The organism is Candidatus Fukatsuia symbiotica, from assembly GCF_003122425.1.
Taxonomy (GTDB): domain Bacteria; phylum Pseudomonadota; class Gammaproteobacteria; order Enterobacterales; family Enterobacteriaceae; genus Fukatsuia; species Fukatsuia symbiotica.
In genome coordinates this window covers 350,831-370,707 of sequence record NZ_CP021659.1, presented here as the reverse complement: position 1 = coordinate 370,707, position 19,877 = coordinate 350,831, and the positions used below count along the sequence as shown (strand labels likewise).

The 19,877-nt window shown below is 42.6% G+C and carries 17 protein-coding genes and 3 pseudogenes; 13 read left to right on the top strand and 7 right to left on the bottom strand.

Annotation, left to right across the window (positions count from 1 at the left end):
• Positions 1 to 183 precede the first annotated feature (183 nt).
• Complete coding sequence (locus CCS41_RS01775; protein WP_119797079.1) at positions 184 to 585, top strand: helix-turn-helix domain-containing protein; 402 nt, start codon at positions 184 to 186, stop codon at positions 583 to 585.
• Positions 586 to 1,422: 837 nt separating this feature from the next.
• Here the strand turns inward: CCS41_RS01775 and CCS41_RS17025 are convergent.
• The 3 genes and pseudogenes from CCS41_RS17025 to CCS41_RS17505 form a co-directional block, all read right to left on the bottom strand.
• Positions 1,423 to 1,611: pseudogene (locus tag CCS41_RS17025) on the bottom strand (IS701 family transposase); the annotation flags it as partial.
• A gap of 9 nt (positions 1,612 to 1,620) precedes the next feature.
• Positions 1,621 to 2,643 (bottom strand): IS630 family transposase, encoded by a 1,023-nt coding sequence (locus CCS41_RS01765; protein WP_119797078.1) that lies wholly within the window; start codon positions 2,641 to 2,643, stop codon positions 1,621 to 1,623.
• Positions 2,644 to 2,701: 58 nt separating this feature from the next.
• Positions 2,702 to 3,500: pseudogene (locus tag CCS41_RS17505) on the bottom strand (IS701 family transposase); the annotation flags it as partial.
• A gap of 132 nt (positions 3,501 to 3,632) precedes the next feature.
• Here CCS41_RS17505 and CCS41_RS15485 point away from each other — a divergent pair.
• The 7 genes from CCS41_RS15485 to CCS41_RS15480 all read left to right on the top strand — a co-directional run bounded on the left by CCS41_RS15485 (position 3,633) and on the right by CCS41_RS15480 (position 5,646).
• Positions 3,633 to 3,809, top strand: coding sequence for a hypothetical protein (locus CCS41_RS15485; RefSeq protein ID WP_162859948.1), 177 nt, complete (start codon positions 3,633 to 3,635; stop codon positions 3,807 to 3,809).
• A gap of 5 nt (positions 3,810 to 3,814) precedes the next feature.
• The gene (locus CCS41_RS01755; protein ID WP_119797077.1) at positions 3,815 to 3,994 is read left to right on the top strand and encodes a hypothetical protein; all 180 of its coding nucleotides are present in this window, start codon (positions 3,815 to 3,817) and stop codon (positions 3,992 to 3,994) included.
• Positions 3,995 to 4,261: 267 nt separating this feature from the next.
• Positions 4,262 to 4,393: a hypothetical protein gene (locus tag CCS41_RS17020; protein ID WP_275887670.1), complete on the top strand. Its 132-nt coding sequence runs from the start codon at positions 4,262 to 4,264 to the stop codon at positions 4,391 to 4,393.
• Between the two features lie 45 nt (positions 4,394 to 4,438).
• Positions 4,439 to 4,561, top strand: coding sequence for a hypothetical protein (locus CCS41_RS17015; protein ID WP_275887669.1), 123 nt, complete (start codon positions 4,439 to 4,441; stop codon positions 4,559 to 4,561).
• Complete coding sequence (locus CCS41_RS01750) at positions 4,524 to 5,018, top strand: transposase (RefSeq protein ID WP_323586427.1); 495 nt, start codon at positions 4,524 to 4,526, stop codon at positions 5,016 to 5,018. Before CCS41_RS17015 ends, CCS41_RS01750 begins: the two co-directional genes overlap by 38 nt.
• Before the next feature lie 111 nt (positions 5,019 to 5,129).
• Complete coding sequence (locus CCS41_RS01745) at positions 5,130 to 5,390, top strand: hypothetical protein (RefSeq protein ID WP_119797075.1); 261 nt, start codon at positions 5,130 to 5,132, stop codon at positions 5,388 to 5,390.
• 79 nt (positions 5,391 to 5,469) lie between these two features.
• A complete protein-coding gene (locus CCS41_RS15480; RefSeq protein ID WP_162859947.1) occupies positions 5,470 to 5,646 on the top strand; it encodes a hypothetical protein in 177 nt (58 codons plus the stop codon).
• Positions 5,647 to 5,804: 158 nt separating this feature from the next.
• Here CCS41_RS15480 and CCS41_RS01740 read toward each other — a convergent pair whose 3' ends face one another.
• Positions 5,805 to 6,203, bottom strand: coding sequence for a helix-turn-helix domain-containing protein (locus CCS41_RS01740; RefSeq protein WP_119797074.1), 399 nt, complete (start codon positions 6,201 to 6,203; stop codon positions 5,805 to 5,807).
• Positions 6,204 to 6,552: 349 nt separating this feature from the next.
• Between CCS41_RS01740 and CCS41_RS01730 the strand changes: the two are divergent.
• From CCS41_RS01730 to CCS41_RS01710, 5 genes and pseudogenes are all read left to right on the top strand, one after another.
• Positions 6,553 to 7,624: pseudogene (locus CCS41_RS01730) on the top strand (helix-turn-helix domain-containing protein).
• Positions 7,625 to 7,814: 190 nt separating this feature from the next.
• A complete protein-coding gene (locus CCS41_RS01725; RefSeq protein ID WP_119797072.1) occupies positions 7,815 to 15,824 on the top strand; it encodes a TcdA/TcdB catalytic glycosyltransferase domain-containing protein in 8,010 nt (2,669 codons plus the stop codon).
• Positions 15,825 to 16,099: 275 nt separating this feature from the next.
• Entirely contained in the window at positions 16,100 to 16,576 is a 477-nt protein-coding gene (locus CCS41_RS01720; RefSeq protein WP_205411448.1) for a hypothetical protein, read from the top strand.
• Between the two features lie 36 nt (positions 16,577 to 16,612).
• Positions 16,613 to 16,999, top strand: coding sequence for a hypothetical protein (locus CCS41_RS01715; protein WP_119797070.1), 387 nt, complete (start codon positions 16,613 to 16,615; stop codon positions 16,997 to 16,999).
• A 35-nt stretch (positions 17,000 to 17,034) separates the two neighbouring features.
• Entirely contained in the window at positions 17,035 to 17,442 is a 408-nt protein-coding gene (locus CCS41_RS01710) for a hypothetical protein (protein ID WP_162859946.1), read from the top strand.
• Position 17,443: 1 nt separating this feature from the next.
• On the opposite strand, the gene CCS41_RS01705 is transcribed toward CCS41_RS01710, so the two are convergent.
• From CCS41_RS01705 to CCS41_RS01695, 3 genes are all read right to left on the bottom strand, one after another.
• A protein-coding gene (locus CCS41_RS01705) for an IS5 family transposase (RefSeq protein ID WP_240313793.1) occupies positions 17,444 to 18,267 on the bottom strand; the annotation gives its coding sequence in 2 pieces (ribosomal slippage) (positions 17,444 to 17,880 and positions 17,880 to 18,267; 825 coding nt in all).
• Positions 18,268 to 18,873: 606 nt separating this feature from the next.
• Positions 18,874 to 19,056, bottom strand: a complete 183-nt coding sequence (locus tag CCS41_RS01700) for a helix-turn-helix transcriptional regulator (protein ID WP_119797068.1) — start codon at positions 19,054 to 19,056, stop codon at positions 18,874 to 18,876.
• 357 nt (positions 19,057 to 19,413) lie between these two features.
• A complete protein-coding gene (locus tag CCS41_RS01695; protein WP_119797067.1) occupies positions 19,414 to 19,827 on the bottom strand; it encodes a helix-turn-helix domain-containing protein in 414 nt (137 codons plus the stop codon).
• Positions 19,828 to 19,877 lie beyond the last annotated feature (50 nt).

The window sequence follows — 19,877 nt, the reverse complement described above, 5'->3', positions numbered from 1 at the left end:
GGAAAAGTAAACACCGTACTTCTCTTATCTGCTGAGACTGAGTGTGGTAACATCCTCTTAATTCAAGGGACGTTAAGTGCTCGGTAGCGATAATCAGCAACCTGGGGATGCGACAAATTTAAGTTTAACTAAATAATGACAATTAGAGAAACTTAAGTCAAGGGAGTTTAAGATAACCTGATTATGGAAAGTTCTGGTCAACGAATTAAAAGCAGACGCCTAAAACTGAAATTAACTCAAAAAGAGTTAGCGAAAAGGGTAGGCGTAGCGCATGTTACGATTTCACAATGGGAACGTGGCGACACCTCTCCACGCGGCGATCGCTTATTTTCTCTCGCGGAAGCGCTCGATTGTGAGGCTTCCTGGGTGTTACGAGGCGATTCCTCTTTAGCAGAGACGCCGACAGCAGAAGTAACCAGGGAGAAAGAACAACTCACTTCCAAAGAAACAATATTGCTTGATTTATTTTCTGGCCTTCCAGAAAGCGAACAAGAACAATTAATCAAAACGCTTGAAGAGAAAAAAGAACATTATGCCAGGTTATTAACTGAACTGTTAAATGCCAGAGATAGAAAAAAGGCTTAAAATACAAGTTATTATTTGGCACGAAGAATTTCGTATAAGTTTTGAAAACCTATTCAAAATCGTCGTGATAAAGCCGCCGTTTTGTCGCTGCTGTACAAATACGATGCCTTGCTCTAAGGCTCAAAATTTCATGACGATACTATATGAGGCGTTTATCTCAGAAATCAATTTGATGAAATTCTTCCCTGACCCACTCACTCCCATAACCCGTTACTGTTTTCATGTTCGTGTTTCCTGATGTACCTCGCTCCTTTACTATTGACTCTACCAATCATCCAATTCCACCTGAATCATTTTTCATTTTTACGCCATTCATCGGCAGTACAGATTTGCCTGAATTCTTGGCATCCAGCGAGCGCTTTAAAAATCTTATCAAAAGATATTGTTTGTATGTCAAAAACAGAGCGGTAGAGCAAAGAGGAAATAAACGCTTATGGAAGATATGTTAAATAAATATTTTTAATTTTTTGGGTCATTGCTGGTGGAGTTTGCGTGAGTTTCAAGGTAACACCTTTATTAAATGGCATACAATAAAATTGGCATGATTTATGCATATATTATTGTCATAAATTTTGCTTATAAATGATAAAATTTAATCACCGATAAGTAAAAGATACAGCAATAGAGCATAAAAAATATGATCAAAACCCAGATTAACCAAATCAAGATCAGTAAGATGACTGTCGCTGATCTACGCAAAAACCCCCGGATCCCGTATGGGTAAACAGGATTCATGGCTGGGCTTACACTAAAACACTCAAACCCGTCTTGGGGTCATTTCGGCCGAAGAGCAGGAAAATGCCCGCGAGCAAGCCAGAACACGAGTTTCGCACGAATCTAACCTGGTGCAGCCAATAGTACTCTGATGTGTGTAGTAATAGCGTTTTTAATGACAGCCCAATTTTGTTGGTAAAGGGTTATTTTTTCGGACAGACGGCGTTTATGTTGTTCAAACCAGGCAGCCATGGCTAGAAAAATATGATTTCTTTGCGCCCGGCCCGTGCGGGCCTGACAGCGTTCTATACCCAAGTGAAATCAAGATGCAGGATTTAGCGCCTGGAAATTATCGTTTAAGCGAGATACCAGAGAACTTGCCATTTGTGGTAGCTTCACCTCAAAGAAGTTTAAGATATCGTTCTTAAAACTCTGTTTAGATGGGTAATATCTATTGTTTCGTGTTTGCTCATTCATCACCTTCCACAATCGCTCTATCGGGTTTAGATTCGGGCTATACGGCGGAAGGTAATGAAGCTGGATATTCAACGTAAGCGCGGCGTCTTGCACAAGCTGTGAACGGTGATAGCCTGCACCCTCGAGGATCACATGTGCCGTTGTCGTGATGGGATAATGCGCGCGAATGGCAGACAGGAAGTGAACCACATTTTCGCTGTTAATCGTCTCATCATCACGGATTATGGGGTTAGCCACATTCTGGATGTTCAAGGCTCCCATGATATTCAACCGCGTTCTGCTCCCGGTGGTCTCTATCGTTTTATCCTGGCCTTTTCGTATCCAGCCGTAGCTTATTTTGGTGGCTTGTGTCGGATGAACGGCATCAATAAACAGTATGGGGTCATTACCCGCGGCGTCTTTCAATTCGCTGTAGGTCTTTATAAATTGCGGCTGTTTCTCAACGGCAAATTTATGCGGAACACCTTTCGGCTTTTTATAGCTAAAGCCATGCTGCTTCAACCCTTTATACAGACCTGATACGGTAAAGGTGATGTTCCAGCGTCCAGCGATATACGCCACAATTTGGTGATTGTGGTGGTAGAGCTGCTGGGTGAGATGTTCAACCAGCGACGTGGTCTGTTCCGCATTGAGATAGCCATCGGAGCCGCCATTTTCAGGCTTGAGCTTGTTGAGTTTATGATAGTCTGTAAGGTGGCGCCGCACCGTGGTTTCATTAATGAGCTGTGAGTGAGCAATCATAGGGGGAGTCCAGCCGTCTGCGGACAACAAAACACACCGGATCCTGTCACAGACACGGCGGTCATGGCTTTGACGATGTTGGGCTTCGAGGGTAATTTTCTGGTCAGCAGTCAGCTCTATTTTCATGGCTATGAGCATGATCCTTATCGACTTCAAAATCAAGCATCTTCATTGATCACGGGTATATACCACAAGTTTGTTTGATTTCCCGATGATAAACTTCAACAGACCAACGGGCCTCGGTGACAGCCTTCATCTGTTCCCGGGTGGGGTTCTCTTTGTTCGTTGCAACATAATCAATGCGACCGTGTTTGGTCACAAACTTGAAGACTGTCACCCAACCATCGCCCCGCAGGTGTACTGAAAGCCCTTCTTCTGGAATATCAAGTGAGGCTAATGTGACGTTGCGATTAACTATCCGGTTCTTTCTCAAGGTGGTGACCCCAATCCAGCCAGGAGAACGAATGGCGTTGAGATTATCTAAACTTGAATACCGAATACCACGCATCCATTACCACCGCTTCAGGGGCTATACCCCTCGCTTTTGCCAGTTTGAGCATGTCGCAAAAATGCGAGTTTTTTGTTTTTCCGTCGGTCTCTTTGTCGTCAATTCGGTAGTCAATAGGCACTGACTCTCCCTTTTCAAGACCCTGCCACAACAGATTAACCAAACCAATACCGGCTATCACATCATGTTCATTACCAGAATAGTGATAATGAACTCGCTCTATCTTCTTACTCCGTTTTTTGGCTAGCACTCTATCATCCGCAATCAGAAAACAAGGTGCTTCCCGGTCTATCGAGGGGGCGACAAGTTGCCACAACTCTTTCGGACGAAAACACCGGCTCTTTAACCACCGGCTTACGCTATCATGCGATACCCTCGACGGGCTCACTTCTGACAACGCTAGACCAGAATATCTGACACTACTCGCTTGTAAAAATGCTTTATAAAGGTCTTTCGTACAGGGATAGTCTGACATCTCATTACCATTCTTATCTTTTTTCCTACTCTCCTTTTACCATCATTTAGTACAGTGCGAAACTCGTGCAGGGATGAGAAAACCGCTACCGCGCTGAGTGCGGTGTTGACGACATTGCCCTATAGCTTCACAATGACTTCGGTCGATTTGCGGCACGGCGTCGCCATGGCCGAGATGATTCAACCCGGCTCGTCAAGAACCCTCTCTTTCGATGCCCTGTGTGAACTCGCTACTAGCGATGATTTTGACTGGGCAACCGACGAACAAAAAGAAACCGTAATAGCGAATATTGGCACAATTATTGCATAAAAGCAATGACCAGACGCACCGCACGTGATTACCAGGATGGTCAATTGACTTTTGCCGGTGTGGTATTCGGTCTTATCGAACTGGCCAGCTTTTTGTTGCCATGTGGTCTGGCGGCAAAGCAGGTATCAAAGCTGCGCTGCTGTCCAATAAAATCGTCGTTACTTCAAGGTCGCTCAGTACCTTAAAATTCGTCTTGACATCAAAAAAGCCGGCAAAACGTTAGTTATTGGTCTCCTTGACGCCACGAATCCGGTGGGTTTTCTAGTCCCATTTTATCAAAGAGGTAGAAAGGTTTTCTCGTTGGCGTACAGTAGTTATCAATGGATGCGAAGAAAATTAGAGATTATACCCTGTCTGGCTCGGATGAAAAAAATGCAGCCTCTGTCTACTGAGACACTAAAACGGACGGTGATCTATGTGGATGATATTGACCAACGCTATCCCCTGCTAACATGTTGCTGAAGCCTGTGGTCATCAACACCGTAAAAAAGCTTAGCACTGATATGACTGCGGTAGAGGCAGAAAAGTGGGTAGGAAAAATCTTCCGTTATCGCGGTGATCTGGAATATAGCGTAACGTATTAATTTTGATTACAATGTATAGCTAAATTATTTAGCAGGGAGTTAGCGATGAGCCACTCTGTCGATTTTCGCCGTAAAGTTCTGGGTATTCGAGAGAAAGAAAACCCTGCGTCATCCCAAGGCAGACGAAGAGATACGGCACGCCTTCCAGGACACGATAGCCTGCTATAAAAAGCAGGGAAAACCGGTCGTTTATCTGGATGAAAGCGGTTTCGCACACGATATGCCACGAACCCACGGTTATGCTGCACAAGGTCAACGCTGTTGGGGTACCCAGGATTGGCAGCCTAAGGGCCGAACAAATGTCATTGGCGCGTTACTGGGAACCGTCCTGATGGCGGTCGGATTATTTTTTTGTTCCATTAACAGTGATGTTTTTTACGCTTGGGTTACCCAGCGCCTTTTGCCTACTCTTCCTCCTCATTGTGTCATCGTGATGGATAACACCAGTTTCCACAAACGTCTCGACATTCAGCAGGCTATCAGTAAAACCGGGCATCGGATTGAATATCTCCCTCCCTACTCACCTGCTCTCAATCCCATTGAACATAAATGGGCACAAGCCAAAAGCAAAAGAAGGGACTTAAATTGCAGCCTTGACGCCTTATTCTCTCAATATAGTGCATAATCATTATTATGTTGCTCAGCTATATCGATATACTTTCTGCCTAGCAAATCAACACGTTGCATTACTTTTCCTACATTTAACCCATATTATCCTCTGTGAGATGGAGATCAGGTGATAAAACAGGATGCTCTATTGTGGTGGCAAAAGAGAGGACGCGATACGAGTGAGACTTGGGCAATCCGTGTCGCACCTGTTACGACAGCTGTAGTAGGTTCGGTGCCGATAGAGATCCAACGGGAGCAAAAAAAGATCATCGCCAGACACAGTGATCAGCGCGTCTATTTATCGGATAAAGGCATAAAACCCCTCGAAACAATAAGACTGGCGGCATTAACACTGCAAAAATTGTTTACTCAACCTTTTTATCAGTGAATTAAATCGCTTGCCGGACAGGGATACTATTAGCCTGGATGACCGTGGTCGGGGCGTGCTGCGCGCCTAGGCGGCACTCATGGGAACAGGTTACAGTGCACGCCCCGTACAAATTTCTCATCTGCTGGTGGATAGTAACGATAACGATGCGATACAGTCGTTATTGCAAATACAAAATGCAGCAACCTTAGCAACCTGGAAAGAAAATACGGCTTTACATTTATCTCATTCCAACAATCTCCTGCCATTGCTTTAAAAAGCGTATCTTGAGTAAAGGAAGAGGGGGAATAATCGATAAAAGTTTAATTGTCGGAGATTTGTTAAACAGGTTTTTAGTGTGGATTGATTTAGGATAAGTTAAAAATAAAGTGCGCATCAAAATTTAGCTAAAAAGAAATTTCATATACAACTAATCTACGCCTTTTTTTTATCTCTAACATGTAACAACTCCGTTAAAAGTTGAGCATAATGGCGTTTTTTCTCTTTAAGCATTGCAATCAATTGCTCTTGTTCGCTTGCCGGAAGGCCAGAAAATAAATCAAGCAATACGTTTTCTTTTGGTGTCAGCAAATCTCTTGCCGAAGATGTTGCACTTAACGGTGTATTAGGTACCACATCCCCACGTAATACCCACGAAGCCTCACAATGGAGCGCCTCCGAGAGAGAAAGCAAGCGGTCACCACGCGGTGATGTATCGTTACGTTCCCATTGCGAGATCGTCACATGCGCCACCCCCACCCTACTGGCTAGCTCTTTTTGCGTGATTTTTAGCTCTAAGCGCCTATTTTTAATTCTTTGACCTGGATTTTTCATAATTAAGTTATCTTAAATCGCCTTGACTTAGGTTTATCTAATTGTCATTATTTAGCTAAACCTAAATTAAAAGCGCGCCACCGCGGTATCAAAAAATGGCTGGCCCTAGCGTGTTGATTAAACCTTCCACAAAGAGCTTAGTAAATCCCTTGGATAAAACAATGTTACCACTTTCAGAATTCGCAAATAAGAGAAGCATATACCCATTCATCTTAAATGGTTTTAAGACGACATCACTAATGTCACCTGGCATATTCTCTCGATCATTAAGTACTACTGACATAATTTCAACATTCTCTTTAGGGCTTGGCTATCGGGTATTAGGCTTAAATTTTAGGGGCCTGTTGTTATGAGCGTAAAGTTATCGAGCTATGTGTGGGATGGCTGTGCGGCAAGCGGTATGAAAATAGCTAAAGTGGCAATTATGGCTCGCTTGGCTGATTTTGCTAACGATCAGGGGATCTGTTGGCCCTCAGTGGCGACCATTTGCCCGTCAAATTGGTGCCGGTGAAAGTACTGTCCGTACGGCCCTGGGTGAATTAGAGCGTACCGGTTGGATTATGAAAAAAAATCGGCGGGTGGGTAATCGTAATGCCAGCAATGTTTATCGGATTAATGTTGAAAAACTCCGCGAGGCGGCGCAAGTATCAGATACCGCAAAACGTGATATTTCAAAATGTAATATTTCCGAGTTTGATACTCCAAAACCTGATACCGCAAAATGTGATATATCAGAATTTGATACCTCGGAACTCAGCAAAATTAATGGGTTTCACCCGCCAAAATCTGGGGGCGATCCGTCAGTAACTTCAAAACAGGATCCATCAGACAAAAAGACTGTTAGTCAATCCCCTGCGACAGACGATCGGCAGCAGCACGATGGGTCAAAAATTGATTACCTCACCGTACTGGAGGCGTATCACCGTATTCTGCCGGAAATGCCACAGGTACTGGATATGACGATCGAGCGCAAAATCAAACTGCATCAACTATGGAAAAAATTCGACTTCAACCAGGATAAATGGCTTAACTATCTGTATTACATTGCTAAAAAGTGTCGTTGGATGTTACAGGAACGCCCTAATACAGTCACGGGAACAACCTGGCGGCGCAAAAATTTCGATTATCTGATCACCGAAAAATGCTATCTGACCGTCAGAGAAGGGCGGGCAAATGATTTACCGAACGTCGCCAAAGTGGATATTGCGAGCCGTGATGATGCTTTTACCCGACTGGTCGCGCAACGCAGAGAACCACGAAACGCAGTGGAAAAATTAGCGCTTGCCGCCGCTAACAGGATTGGGTTAGGCAGGATGAACGAAGTGACAGGACGGATAACCTGGAAAAGTATTTGGGTGCAAGCACAGCTACAGGTGAGTGAGTACCCACAAAATGATCACATAAAAACATCTTGTGGGTGACATGTTATACCCAATGAATTTCGAGTTACGGCAAGGCAGCAATCAATCGAATCCAGGTAATACATTACTGGGATGAATGCGAGCAGCCAACGCCGCCGCAACTTGAAAGACGAAGGGTATAGAGCCTGCGAATAGCTCAATGCTCCCTTACTTCTTTAAAGCTTAGTATTCAACTAAATGGATTATAAACATGAGCAAAGAAACATTAATACGTGAAATACAGGACACACTGAGTACAGACATAATGATTTTTCATCGAGTCTCTCTCTTGCTGAATGAATACCAGGAATTTGCTGCTTCTGGCAGTGATCAAGAACTCAGCGTGTTGGCACGTATGCAAACGGAGCTTGAACAACTGTTAAACCATGAAGATCGCTTGATCAGTCCACACCAGACGACAAAAATTCAAACTGTTTTGGACAAAGTACTACAACAAAAGCACAGCTTATTAACACCGATAGAGAAAAATATCCATTTTGTCTGGATCGGTGCAATAGGTTCTGCGCAAATTGCTTATATGAAAGCCTGGGCGTGTTACAACCCGGATTATGAGATTCAGTTGTGGCACGATCCTAATGCGTTACTTGCCGATGTTTTGCGCAAAAAAATCAAGCTGTACGCGGGTACACTACTGGGCATCGGCAACAATATGGGGCCAGACAGTACGGCATCAACGAATATTAGAGCCATCATCGATTTACAAAACGAATTTTACAAAGATTATTTCCTTCCTGGGATCGGCCACAAACAAACTTTTGATGACTGCGCCACCCGATTCCTGTTAGCAAAAGGATGGAATACCCTGGAGGAACTAAACCAAATAAAATCGGCACATGCGCACTCTTTCAATACAGCCATCACTGAGCTTCAGACTGCCCAGAGAACAGGGACAAAAGCTCAGTCGAAAAAACCTATCCGTTTGTGCGAGATAAACGCTACCCTGTTTCAGAACGCGACCGGAAAAGATTATTATCAATATTACCTTAAGGAACTGGGTTTGCGCCAAAATCTGGCCTCAGCTTCTGACAAGGCTCGTTACATGATCCTTTATAAAAAGGGGGGTGTTTATCTTGATGCCGACCTGTTGCCACATCCTCACAGTGCAGTTTGGCAGAAGATAGAAATAGAGTTACTGAGCAATCTCAACAAAAGAAAAATCATCAACGCGGCTTATTTACAAAGTGACTCCTCTTACATGACCGGGGTATTCTGGATGCATTTAGTCGATGTGCTAAGATCCATTTTTACGGGTAGATCTATCGCCTTTGATACCAACGTTTGTCGTCGACGTGCGTATGTAGAAATAGTTTTGATGAACAGCCTGTTACGTGCCTGTAATGGCGACGGTCAACCGCCGAAACCTGATTATCACCAGCTTGCCCACGATATCAGTCAAGGCAATCTAGATCCCTTTTTCGATGCGGTCCAGCCGCTGTTTGCTGAGATTGATCAGATCATTGCGACCCTGCCTAAAGAGATATTAATGGATCCCTTAGGTGAGCTGCGCATGCTGCAAGATGGGCTAGGCTACATGGAGCATCCTTATGTGGAAGGACGGATCACCAACTCTTATCTGTTTGCCCCTAAAGACAGTTCTGCCATGTTGCAAATGCTGGATTTGGTTTTTCAAAGGGATGTAAAAATAGCAGAAAATCATTTGGATAGGCTTGATGTTTCCAATCCACCCACACCCACTCGCAGACACTCAACGTTAGACGTTAATTTAATGATGTACCGCTATGATGGCTGGATAGCAGGCTCTGTCGCTACCGTCTATAGTTCAGGACCGAAGATCATAACGGACTGGCTCGCCAATTATGTCGCCAGTCATCCCAGGTTAGCTGCGCATTTTGAGGTGTTTAAGCAGCAATTCTTTATTTTTTCAAACATCAGTAGAGACACCGAAGAGGACATGAAATCCACCTGGATCGGATCGGCCATGATGACCCGGGATAGCTACTACGAAAAACCTTCCAGTTACCAAAGTCAGTTAGTTCTGCAATTTGACAGTGACCCTGCAACGGAAGCCGCAGCACGTTGGCTGTATAACAAAAGGAAAGAAAACAGCCTGTGGGTGAAAATCATTCTCTCAGGGGGAAGAGAGCGCATCAGGATCCATGGCGATATTCCAGCGAATTTTAAATTTTACGATGATGGCGCAGACGAAAAAGCCCGTATCCTGCTGGTGGGGCGTGGTGAAAATAGGCAATTAAGCGGCTTCAACGGCAAAGAAATCGCAAAAAAAATCTTAAGGGTGTTGAGCAGTCAAGAGGTAAAAAGCCACATCGATCCACGTTTTTCACCAAGCGATCAATCCGCTGATGTCATCTCTCGTATTAGCGTGGTCTCCAGTGGTATTGAACAATTTGGTGGAGAGGTACCAGGTACCAGCTCCGGCACGCGTTTCTCACTCAATTATGGATTTACTTACCAGCTACTGACTCATCTTCGAGACGCTCATATTAGCATCTCCTCAGGGGTTTCCGTACGTGATGCTATCATCGGTGTCGATGCTGTTGGACGAAAATGGACAGGGAATTGGGATGCACTGAGTGCAACCATCCTTTGGCATGCTTCCCAATCTGCTTATAAATGGATCGGAGTGCTAAATCCTGGTAGTCAAGAAGTCAAGTTTACCAAAACCTGGTTGGAAAAAGACGTTTTAACACAGGTACGCCCGTGGATCGATATCAATAAGCACGGCAGATTTAGCCTCTTTAGTCGCTATGCATTTAGAGATGGGATAATTCCTTCCAAAATGCGTGATACTTTTAGTGAGGAAGATTTTACCCTGTTTACTGACAAATTCGATAAATCTGTGGGACACCGTATTTTGATGGCTGATGTGATGGTGTTGTTTTCTGGGATGAAAAAAAAGGAATGGGTTGGCGGGAAAAAGGTACGTACTGCCATTGTCGATGAGCGAGCCGATCAACTGCGTATACTGCGAGATGTCTTACGACAGGTAACATTCAATGAACATCAGGAGCAATGGCTTGCCTGGCTAGCGTCTTCCAAACTGGTCTCTGATAAAATCCATCAAAAACTGCGACAACTGTTAACAGACCATCCGCGCTACTATGCTCAGCTCAGAGCATCAGCAGATGAAGATCTTTTTGATTTTTATTATATCGATTTCGCCAAAAAAAACGCCTATTATCCGATCATCAACCATCTGGGAGCAGAATCTCAGAGCATTAAAGTGATTTATTTGGGCGATATGGAGAAACGTCTACACGCCTTAATAAGAAAAAAAGAGTTAGACTTACCCGCAAAAACCTTATCATTGGGTTTTTTTGAAGAAAATGTCTTAAAATTGATCAGCGATCAGACAGAGTTGCTTTATTCTATTCACAACACCGGTAAAAAAGCCGTTTCTACTGAGACGTTTCAATCAGATATTTCTGAGATGGCTACCGATTTGCTGCTAATACGTCCTCGAAAAAACGCTTCGCCTCTGGCCGAATCTTATCTTGCCAGTGCCTTAATTTTTGAAAATTTGACCAAGGAAATCGCCCTTTTGGGGAGTTCGGTTCCTGAAGGTTCCTTGGCGCTATTGCAAAAAATCATTCCGATTCGTGGTCAAAATAAATCCAGAGTGCCTTTTCTGGATCCTCGAACCGGTCAGGTGACGCATATCGATACCAACAAAAGGGTCTTCAGGCAAGCACGCGATCTATTGGCAAAAAGTTACCTTATCCCCCTGCCTGATGACGGTTTGATGGCGACGTCAAGAGGCGGCTATTCAATCAAAATGGCGGCCGATCTCTCGAGCTGGATTTTTAATAAAATCTTTGTGGCGCGTTTTCTCATCGAGCAAATTAAAGCAGGCAAAGGTCTGTTCGCCGCACCTGATACACAAAGCCTCTCCGATGGATTAGGGCAAGCCCTGGTACTACAACATTATGTCGGCATCCTGGGAATGGCCAATGATCTGGCAGATGATCTTGCCAGATTGTCCTATTTCACCGTAAGCAAGGTTTTGAATATACAAGCGGTGGAATTCTCTTTGCGCAGAATGGCGTATTTTTCCTCCGAGTTGCTTTCAGGTACGACGAGCACCCGTCGTTATGCGGTGTTAGCCAAAGGTATTTTGGAAAAAAACCAAATCAAATATGCGCTAAAAAAAGTCACCAGTGGTATTAGCAAGAGTGCGATGGGGCTAGGACTGATTTTCAGCGCCGCGGATGTAGCACTGACCACCGAGGCATTTTTAAATGCCCCGGATAGCGACTCACAAATGATCCTAGGTACACAACTTGGTTTTAGTGTAGTGGGTTTTGGCATACAGCTGGGCGCTATTGCTGCCGCACTGGCCGGCGCAGCGAGCCTGGCATTGGCACTTGGCGTACTTGCCTTGATTATTGCCGTAACCGCGGTGTTGGTGATTTTGTTACTGGAATCTTTTCAAAAAGAAGCGAGTGAAGTTAAAGCCTGCGCCCTATTTTTCAAAACACTGAAAGAAAGCCGCCAGACGGGTTATGTACTGAAAAATGGCTGTTTTGTCCATGAAGGTCCCGCCTGTATCACAAAGATAGAGTTGGCGACACATTGCAAGATTACTTTTGGATCGCAAAAATACCAAACGTATGGCAGTAAGTTCCCCGGACGTTTTCAAGCTAAATTCGGTAAATTAAATATATTACGGGAATTTAACAGTGCTGGTGTGGTACTCACTGCGCTACCAGCTGGCAGCGATACTGAGGAGGCATTGAGTCATAATCTGGTTTTACCTTGCATAGCACAGAACAGCTATGATTTTTCTTATACAGGGAGTGCATCTGAAACTGCAAATTATGAATTTGATGCAATCTTTGCCACTGTTAGGGCGCTTGAACAGGATCATAAAGATTTTGTTTTTTTTCATCGCCGCATGATCCCTGGTGTTTCGCAACTTGGATTTTTCTTTCATGAGATGAAAGCGATCACCACGAGCAGAATACCTACCAACATCAAGGTGAGCATTGCGCAAAATCAATGGGCGCTTCATTTTCCTTGGATAGAAAACCGGGAGGATTACAAAAGAGAATACAATGTCTTTAAAAAAGAAAATCCCGATTTGCAAGTCATGGAATATCAATATTTTAAGGAGAAAGTAACAGAACAGGAACAGCTGTTCCGCAAAGAAATTATCAGTAACGCCAGTGAGATCACCTACCACATTGAAAACAGCTCCGGCACTCAACAAATCCTGGTTTTACCACCGACTGCCTTTCCGTTAAAATTGCAGCTACAAGGGGACAACTGGCTAATTAGCGCACTCGCTCTAGGCACGATAGCACCCCTCCGCAGGGAAAGAGATCAATTGTACATCGGTGAACACCAGGTCAAGGCCACCCTCACTGCGGACCAAAGCCTACAGGTTCAATACCTGATTCATCCGAAAGCAACCCTCATTCAGCGTATTACTGCAAGCGGAATGAGTATTGGCTCACTGACCTTCGATGCCTCTGACTACCCTGGAAGCAGCATAAAAACAGAACTTAGTCTTTTATGTCAGAGCCAGGCAAAGGCTTACCCTGATTTTGCGGCGTTACCGTATCTGTTGCTTAAAAATTACCAGGAGGATGATTACCGCGGGAATGCCCATTATCTGGTTAAAAATGGCATGGTGCTCTGCACGCCGGTACTGGCACCCTTTAAATCTGTCACTAAGCATACACACTTATTAACCATTGAAGCCGGCAAGGCTTTTTTCTATGCCAACATTGATCTGAATGCCACGGTTGTTGCCGAGGCCAAATCAGACATGGCAGATCATTCTTTTCAGCCCACTTTCTGGATTACTCATAACGGACTTTCTCTGTTGGAGTTCATCAATTATTCTTTTCTTCCTTTTTTTTCTTCATCGACACGATTAACGATCAAGACAGGGATAGTACAAGAGCAAGGGCAATTGATGCTTATCGAACATTACAAAAAAGGGGCTTCATCGATAGAGGTACAGTACGTGATCAACATCAACTCTACGACGAATCAACCGTTATTACTGAGAAAAATCCAGCTTAGCCAAAATATCTTCAATACTCTCACTCTGGATGCCTTGTTTTCAGGCACACTGTCTTCACAGGTTACGCTTGAACAACTTCGATCTCTTCTGTGCAGCATACTGCTGGGTGATGATCTGTCACCTAGTGATCTACCAAGGAGCAACACACAGGCCGCTGCTGGCAACATCCATACTGATGAAATAGTTCATATTACTGATAACGAAAATACTAAAGAGCATTGGTGGAGCCGATCATGTGGAATACTCGCGCCTATCACATTGCCAACAGAAAAACGGGAAAAAATCAAGCCGATATGGAGCGGAAAAACCGACTATCAACAGGCCAGCTTTTGGATGCCAGCAGAGAATGAAGATCAGGCAGGGATGAAAAAGCTTTACGTCAAACGTAACACTGAGCCTTATGCTGATTATACAAAACTGGGTCTGCTCAAACACAGTGGACACACGCCAGAGCGGCTATATATCGAGGACATACAAGGCAACACTTACGCCATCGATGTTTCTGGGCGGGCGTATTTGTCTATTGTCGGTAGCACATGGCTAGCAACCCACAAAGATGATCTTCCCGTCGCTTTTTCCACCTTACTGACCTGCAATGATGACGAAGCCGACGAGCGTTTTCATCTTCCTGTGCTATGTATAGAAGGATTTTCATACACTGATGATGATCCTTCAGCGGATCCGCAACCACTCAAAGCCTGGTATGACACGTGCCTGAAAAGATTTTATTTTCATCGGCCTATTAATGGACAAAAACCAGATTACCTGACTAACGATACGCATGGCAAGGCCGCCCTGTGGGATACCCACAACAAAACTCTTTTTTATGTAGGCAGCATGAGTATCGACCAGGTACAGGAGTTTGATACCCTGATCCCTAAAGCTAAGCTGCCACATTCAGAAATCGTGATGTGTGACGTACAGCAAGCCTGGAAAAACGAGGGGCTCATCCATATAAAAAACAATAAATTGCTCTTTAGCGTTGATTTTAAGCAGTCTCCCTATCACTTTGCGCTACAGGGTATCAGCGAAGAATACAGCTCACCTTATTTGCTGTCTTATCAACTGGCGCATGCTTTAAAACGGGAGTTTTTCTCTCTTTTTGGTGATAGCAACGATACCTATACCTATGATCATTATCTGAGTTGGGAAACCCGTCTTCCCAATACGTCTTTTGGTGTGCAAAGGTTATCTGCGATTAATTTTACCAAAAGAAAAGTACAACTACGGAAAATCCTGATAGAAAAAATAGCCCAAAAAACACCGCAAGATGAATCTATTACGCCAGGAAATATGTGGGCTTTTTTAAAGGCAGATCTTATTAGTCGCCTGCCAAAGGCACATCTCCGTACCAGCGACATACACACAATGATAAGAGAAGTTTTCACTACAGTTCAAAGAAGCAGTACACGTAATATTATATTGGAGCAAAAAAGACTTCTGCAATTTAGCCAATATGGATGGTATGACACAGATTCTCACGCCTTATTCATCATCCCTCTCGATGCGCAGAAGCTTGCCCATTGCCAATATTTGGCGATGAGTCGAGATGAAAAAAGCATCTATATCAGTGTTGACGAAGAAAATCTGTATAAACTTTCGGCGCGACAGGTGTGGCAAATAATGGACGATTGGCCGGAGGCATCGCTGCTGGTAGAAACACCTTTGTTTATCAAACGCTTTGGTGATGAGCTGATCTTTATTGAAAAAAGATCACCTTCATCAGGATTCCAGAAAATTGAGCCTTTTTCTGCTGATTTTCTCTCAGACATGCTAGAGATAAAAACCTTACATCTGGGGCGTAAATCTGAGACCCTCTGCATCAACATGCAAGATTGGTCAAAGATAAATTTCGTCATTCAGGCTCATGGCAGAAAGTTTGATGAAGATATTGAGCTGATTGTTAAGAATGACAATCTGGAGGAGTATAAGGTACAAAGAGAAGGGCTTGATCTGTGGATCAGCCACCGTAGAAGAGAATTTGCCCTGTGTATTGCCAAGGTATTTAATCCAGATCCTGTGCCTGAAGATATTACCCTGAAAACAGTCAGACCGGAGAATGTGATTACCTTTACTCTGGGTCAACTGGTTGAAGAATATAATAGGAAAATCAACAAATCGGAGAAATTTTATGATCAGCTAGTCTATCCCACTTATTTCCTGGATGATCTGTTAATCGATCTCGCCTAATACTACAGTCGTAATGACGTCATGTATAACGAAGTGCTGCAAGATTGATGATATTTTAACCTGTGCTATTAGATAACTTCGGTGGTCGGCGATTTTTAACAAATTAACGAACAGGCTGAGCAGAATCCATGAGCAGTGGGTATAATAATTTATTACAAATAATATATTATTTAACAATAAGCTAATCTTGTTAGATATATTAAAATGGAAGGCGATTTTAGACTCGGACTCGCCTATTCTGTTTTTGTTGCATAGCAATCAGTTACAAGTGGTGGTTGGCATTTCTATTTTTCAATGAGCGATTAAATTTTATGGAGAATACACTAACCTTTCAGGGCACTTATTATCAAAGATCTATCAGGACAGGTGATTTGGAAACCGGATCAGAATGGGATGTACATAAAATATGGGAGAAAATTAAGGACTTTTTCTCTGGAACTGACAGCAAGAAAATTTGTGTTGCTTTCTATAATCTATTCAAAAATGAAACAGTAGATAAAACAGAACAAGCAAAGGCATTGTGGGAGTTAATGCTTTCTCTTACAGACGACAGCAAAGATAAACTCAGTTTGGAACCTGATCTTAAGAATGTAGACAAGGTTTTAGTAACTCTGGCTTTGCCCGGAGAAAGTACAGCTTTTTCAGCATCAATTGAAATATCCGAGCTGGCGGAGACTTATAGCACATTCTTCATGAAGAAAAGGTCTTCACATGATGGTCTCTGGTGCGTAGATAAATTGCGATATGCATGAGGAAACAAAGTAGGTAAAGAGTTATGTAAAACCGAGATGTCAGCTACGTTCAAAAAATTTTTAACCAATTTATCCACAAAAATATCCAATCCAACCGGTAATGTAGATACAGAAATTCACGTCCCTTTTTCATATATTATGGGCCACGCATGTATAAAGGGTAATGCAAAATCATTCAACGAAATTATGCAGACACATTTAGAAGGCTATACTCCGAAAGATGCTAACAGTACTTTAGTAAAAGTTTTATCAGAAATACTATATATTGTAGACGGCAGCCCTGTAGCCATGGATTTCATGAAAAAGCTTCTCGATGAAGGACATGAGAAACAATACTTCTTTATTGCAAAAAATTTCTTTAGAAACCCCCCGGGAACTACCATCTCAATCTCTCACAGCTTAACCCTATACAAGAAGGAATAATATCTCATTTAGTGGGCAGAGGAGAGCTTGACCGGTTGAAGGAAATAGATGTCAAGTATCATGACTGTTCTCAGATAGTCGAGCTAGTAAACAAGGGTTTATCAGAAGAAAAAGACACTACAAGAGATGAGGCATTCATTGCTAATGCAATAGGTTCTATCACTACCAGTATGGGAATTGTCTCCCATGAATGGTCACGTTGGATGAACAAACACATAGAACACGCTATGAATATAGGCCGTTACGATATAGTTAAAAGCTTGGGGGAACGTTTTTGGAATGAAGAATACAAGTATTACTCTCATTTCTTTATTAAGTCTGTTTTAGCAATCAGTACAAATGCAAATAAAAGTGATTGCGATGAAGAAAGAACTGGAATCGTATCGCATTTTTTAGAGAAGGTTGCCGACAAAAAAGATAATAGACCTCTTCGGAAACTCTGATTTATCTAATTTCCATGTTATAAATTGCTGCAATCAGATTAAATCGTAATCCAAAACGTTTTCGCCTGTTTCGATAACGATCTGATACGATTTTAAATCGTTTAATCATACCAATGACATTTTCGTTTAATACACGCTGGCTTGATAACTCACGATTGTTGCGTTTATCTTCTTTTGTTAAGGGATTTTTCTTTGTCTTTTTCTTAGGCAACGCCGAGTTTGAATGGATCTTGCCAAGCCCTTGGTAACCTGTATCTGTCACTGTTTTGATTTCAGGATGTATTCGCACGCCAGACTCTTTGAACAACCTAAAATCATGACGCCTCCCATGAGTAAAGCTTGTACAGATGACTGCTTTGCTTTTTTTATCGACGATCACTTGGGTTTTTAAGGTGGGTCGTTTCTTTTTTCCTGAGTAAAACTGCTTTTGTTTTTTTGGGGACGTTCAATCGGCGTTTCTGTGGCATCAATAAGAACGAGTTCATACTCCCTATCACTTTTTAATAAAGCTTTGCGTCCAGGGAGTGCAAAATCAGGATGCTTTATTAGCGTATTTTCTATCCATTTAATCGTTTCATAGCAAGTGCTCTCACTCACCCCATCGCTTCGGCTAACATGAAAATAAGTGCGATATTCCCGTAGATACTCAAGGGCCATTAATAAGCGATCTTCTAAACCCAGCTTGGGTTTCCGACCTCCTTTCCCTTGCTTACATTTATCTGCTTCATTCAATATCTTTATCATCTTTTCAAATGTACTGCGTTTAACTCCGGTTAAGCGCCGAAATTTTTCCTCTTCCAATACCTTTATTTGTTCATATTTCATGGGGGCTCCTTGTTCAGGAGATTTTTACCAACATTCCTACATGAATGCTATAGCAGGCGCCGTATCAGTTGATTATGAAAATCAGAAATAACATATTGATATTAATTAATATTTATTAACAAAAGTGATCACGTTACATGGCGCCTGCTATAGTTTCCGAAGAGGTCTAATGAACGTTATAAATATTTATTAGGTATCGCGCGTCAATGTGTTCCTCGCGATAAGGCCGAAGATATTTTCCCTGATCTTAAGCCTGATTCTGTGACATATGTCCGTTGATGGAATTGTTTTATCATGTTGTGGTTCTTTCTTCTTAGCATGCTTATTTCCTTCTTGGTTTGGTTACCTTATAAGGAACCTGTGAAAAATCTTTTGTGCTCGCTGATACTGCGTCAAAAACGGGCTCAAAATGCGCATTGACTCCCTTTTTGTATACAAAGAATAAACTGCGCTTTTTCGCCCATTTTTTCCTCGTCTAAGCGTCGCTCAAAAAGATTTGGAACAGGTTCTAAGAAACTACATGCTAGTGGAAGTGGACAATGTAAATTAGCAATTTACGGGCTTTTAGCATTAGTGCTGACAGACAAGAATAGCTAAATACAATTTTTAGGGTTTTTGATCTTTCACCCATTCTTCATAAATGTTATCTGCCCAGCCAAGAAAACAGCCGCTTTTACTGCGGCTTGGCTTGGGAAACTCTCCTTTTTTCGCGTACATCCGCCATAACGTTGGATGACTTTTCCCCATGAGTTTACACATTTCTTTTAGTCCGATATATCTGGTAGTCATAATTATCCCAGGTTGTTCATTCCCATGTCCGTCATGATGCTTGATATTTGACAGCTTGATAGTCTTGTTATCCGCCGACAGTCAATGTTTGCCTTAATGGGCATAAATTTAGGATAAACTAAAAATAAAGTCAACGCAGAATTTAGCTAAAACTAAATTTAATATAAAAAACACGCTGAATATAATAAGAACACCTCGATTTCATATAATAAATGACAGTTCTACAACAATTTTTTTCGATTCTATACCTTTTCTTATCCCTAGCGTCTAGAACCTGTTCCACATCTTTTTCGCTGTGCTCATCAGAAGAGGAAAAAGGGGTAAATGAGCATGTTGAGCGCATTTTTGACGAATTACTTAGCCAAAACACGGCGAGCACAAGAGATTTCGAATAGGTTCTAACAACTCTGTCAAAAATCGAGCATAATGTTGTTCTTTCTCTTTAAGAGTTTTAATTAATTGCTCTTGTTCACTTGTCGGAAGTTCAGAAAACAAATCAAGTAATACATTTTCTTTTGGTGTTAGCGCATTTTTTGCTGAAGGTGTTTTGCTTAACGGTATACTAGGCACCACATCCCCACGTAATACCCATGAAGCTTCACAATTGAGAACTTCTACGAGAGAAAATAGGCGGTCACCGCGCGGTGACCTGTTATTACGCTCCCATTGCGAGACAGTAACCTGTGCTACGCCTACCTTCTTGGCTAACTCCTTTTGTGTCATTTGTAGTTTCAGGCGCCTATTTTTAATTCTTTGACCAGGATTTTGCATAATTAGGTTATCTTAAACCGCCTTGACTTAAGTTTCTCTAATTTTAATTA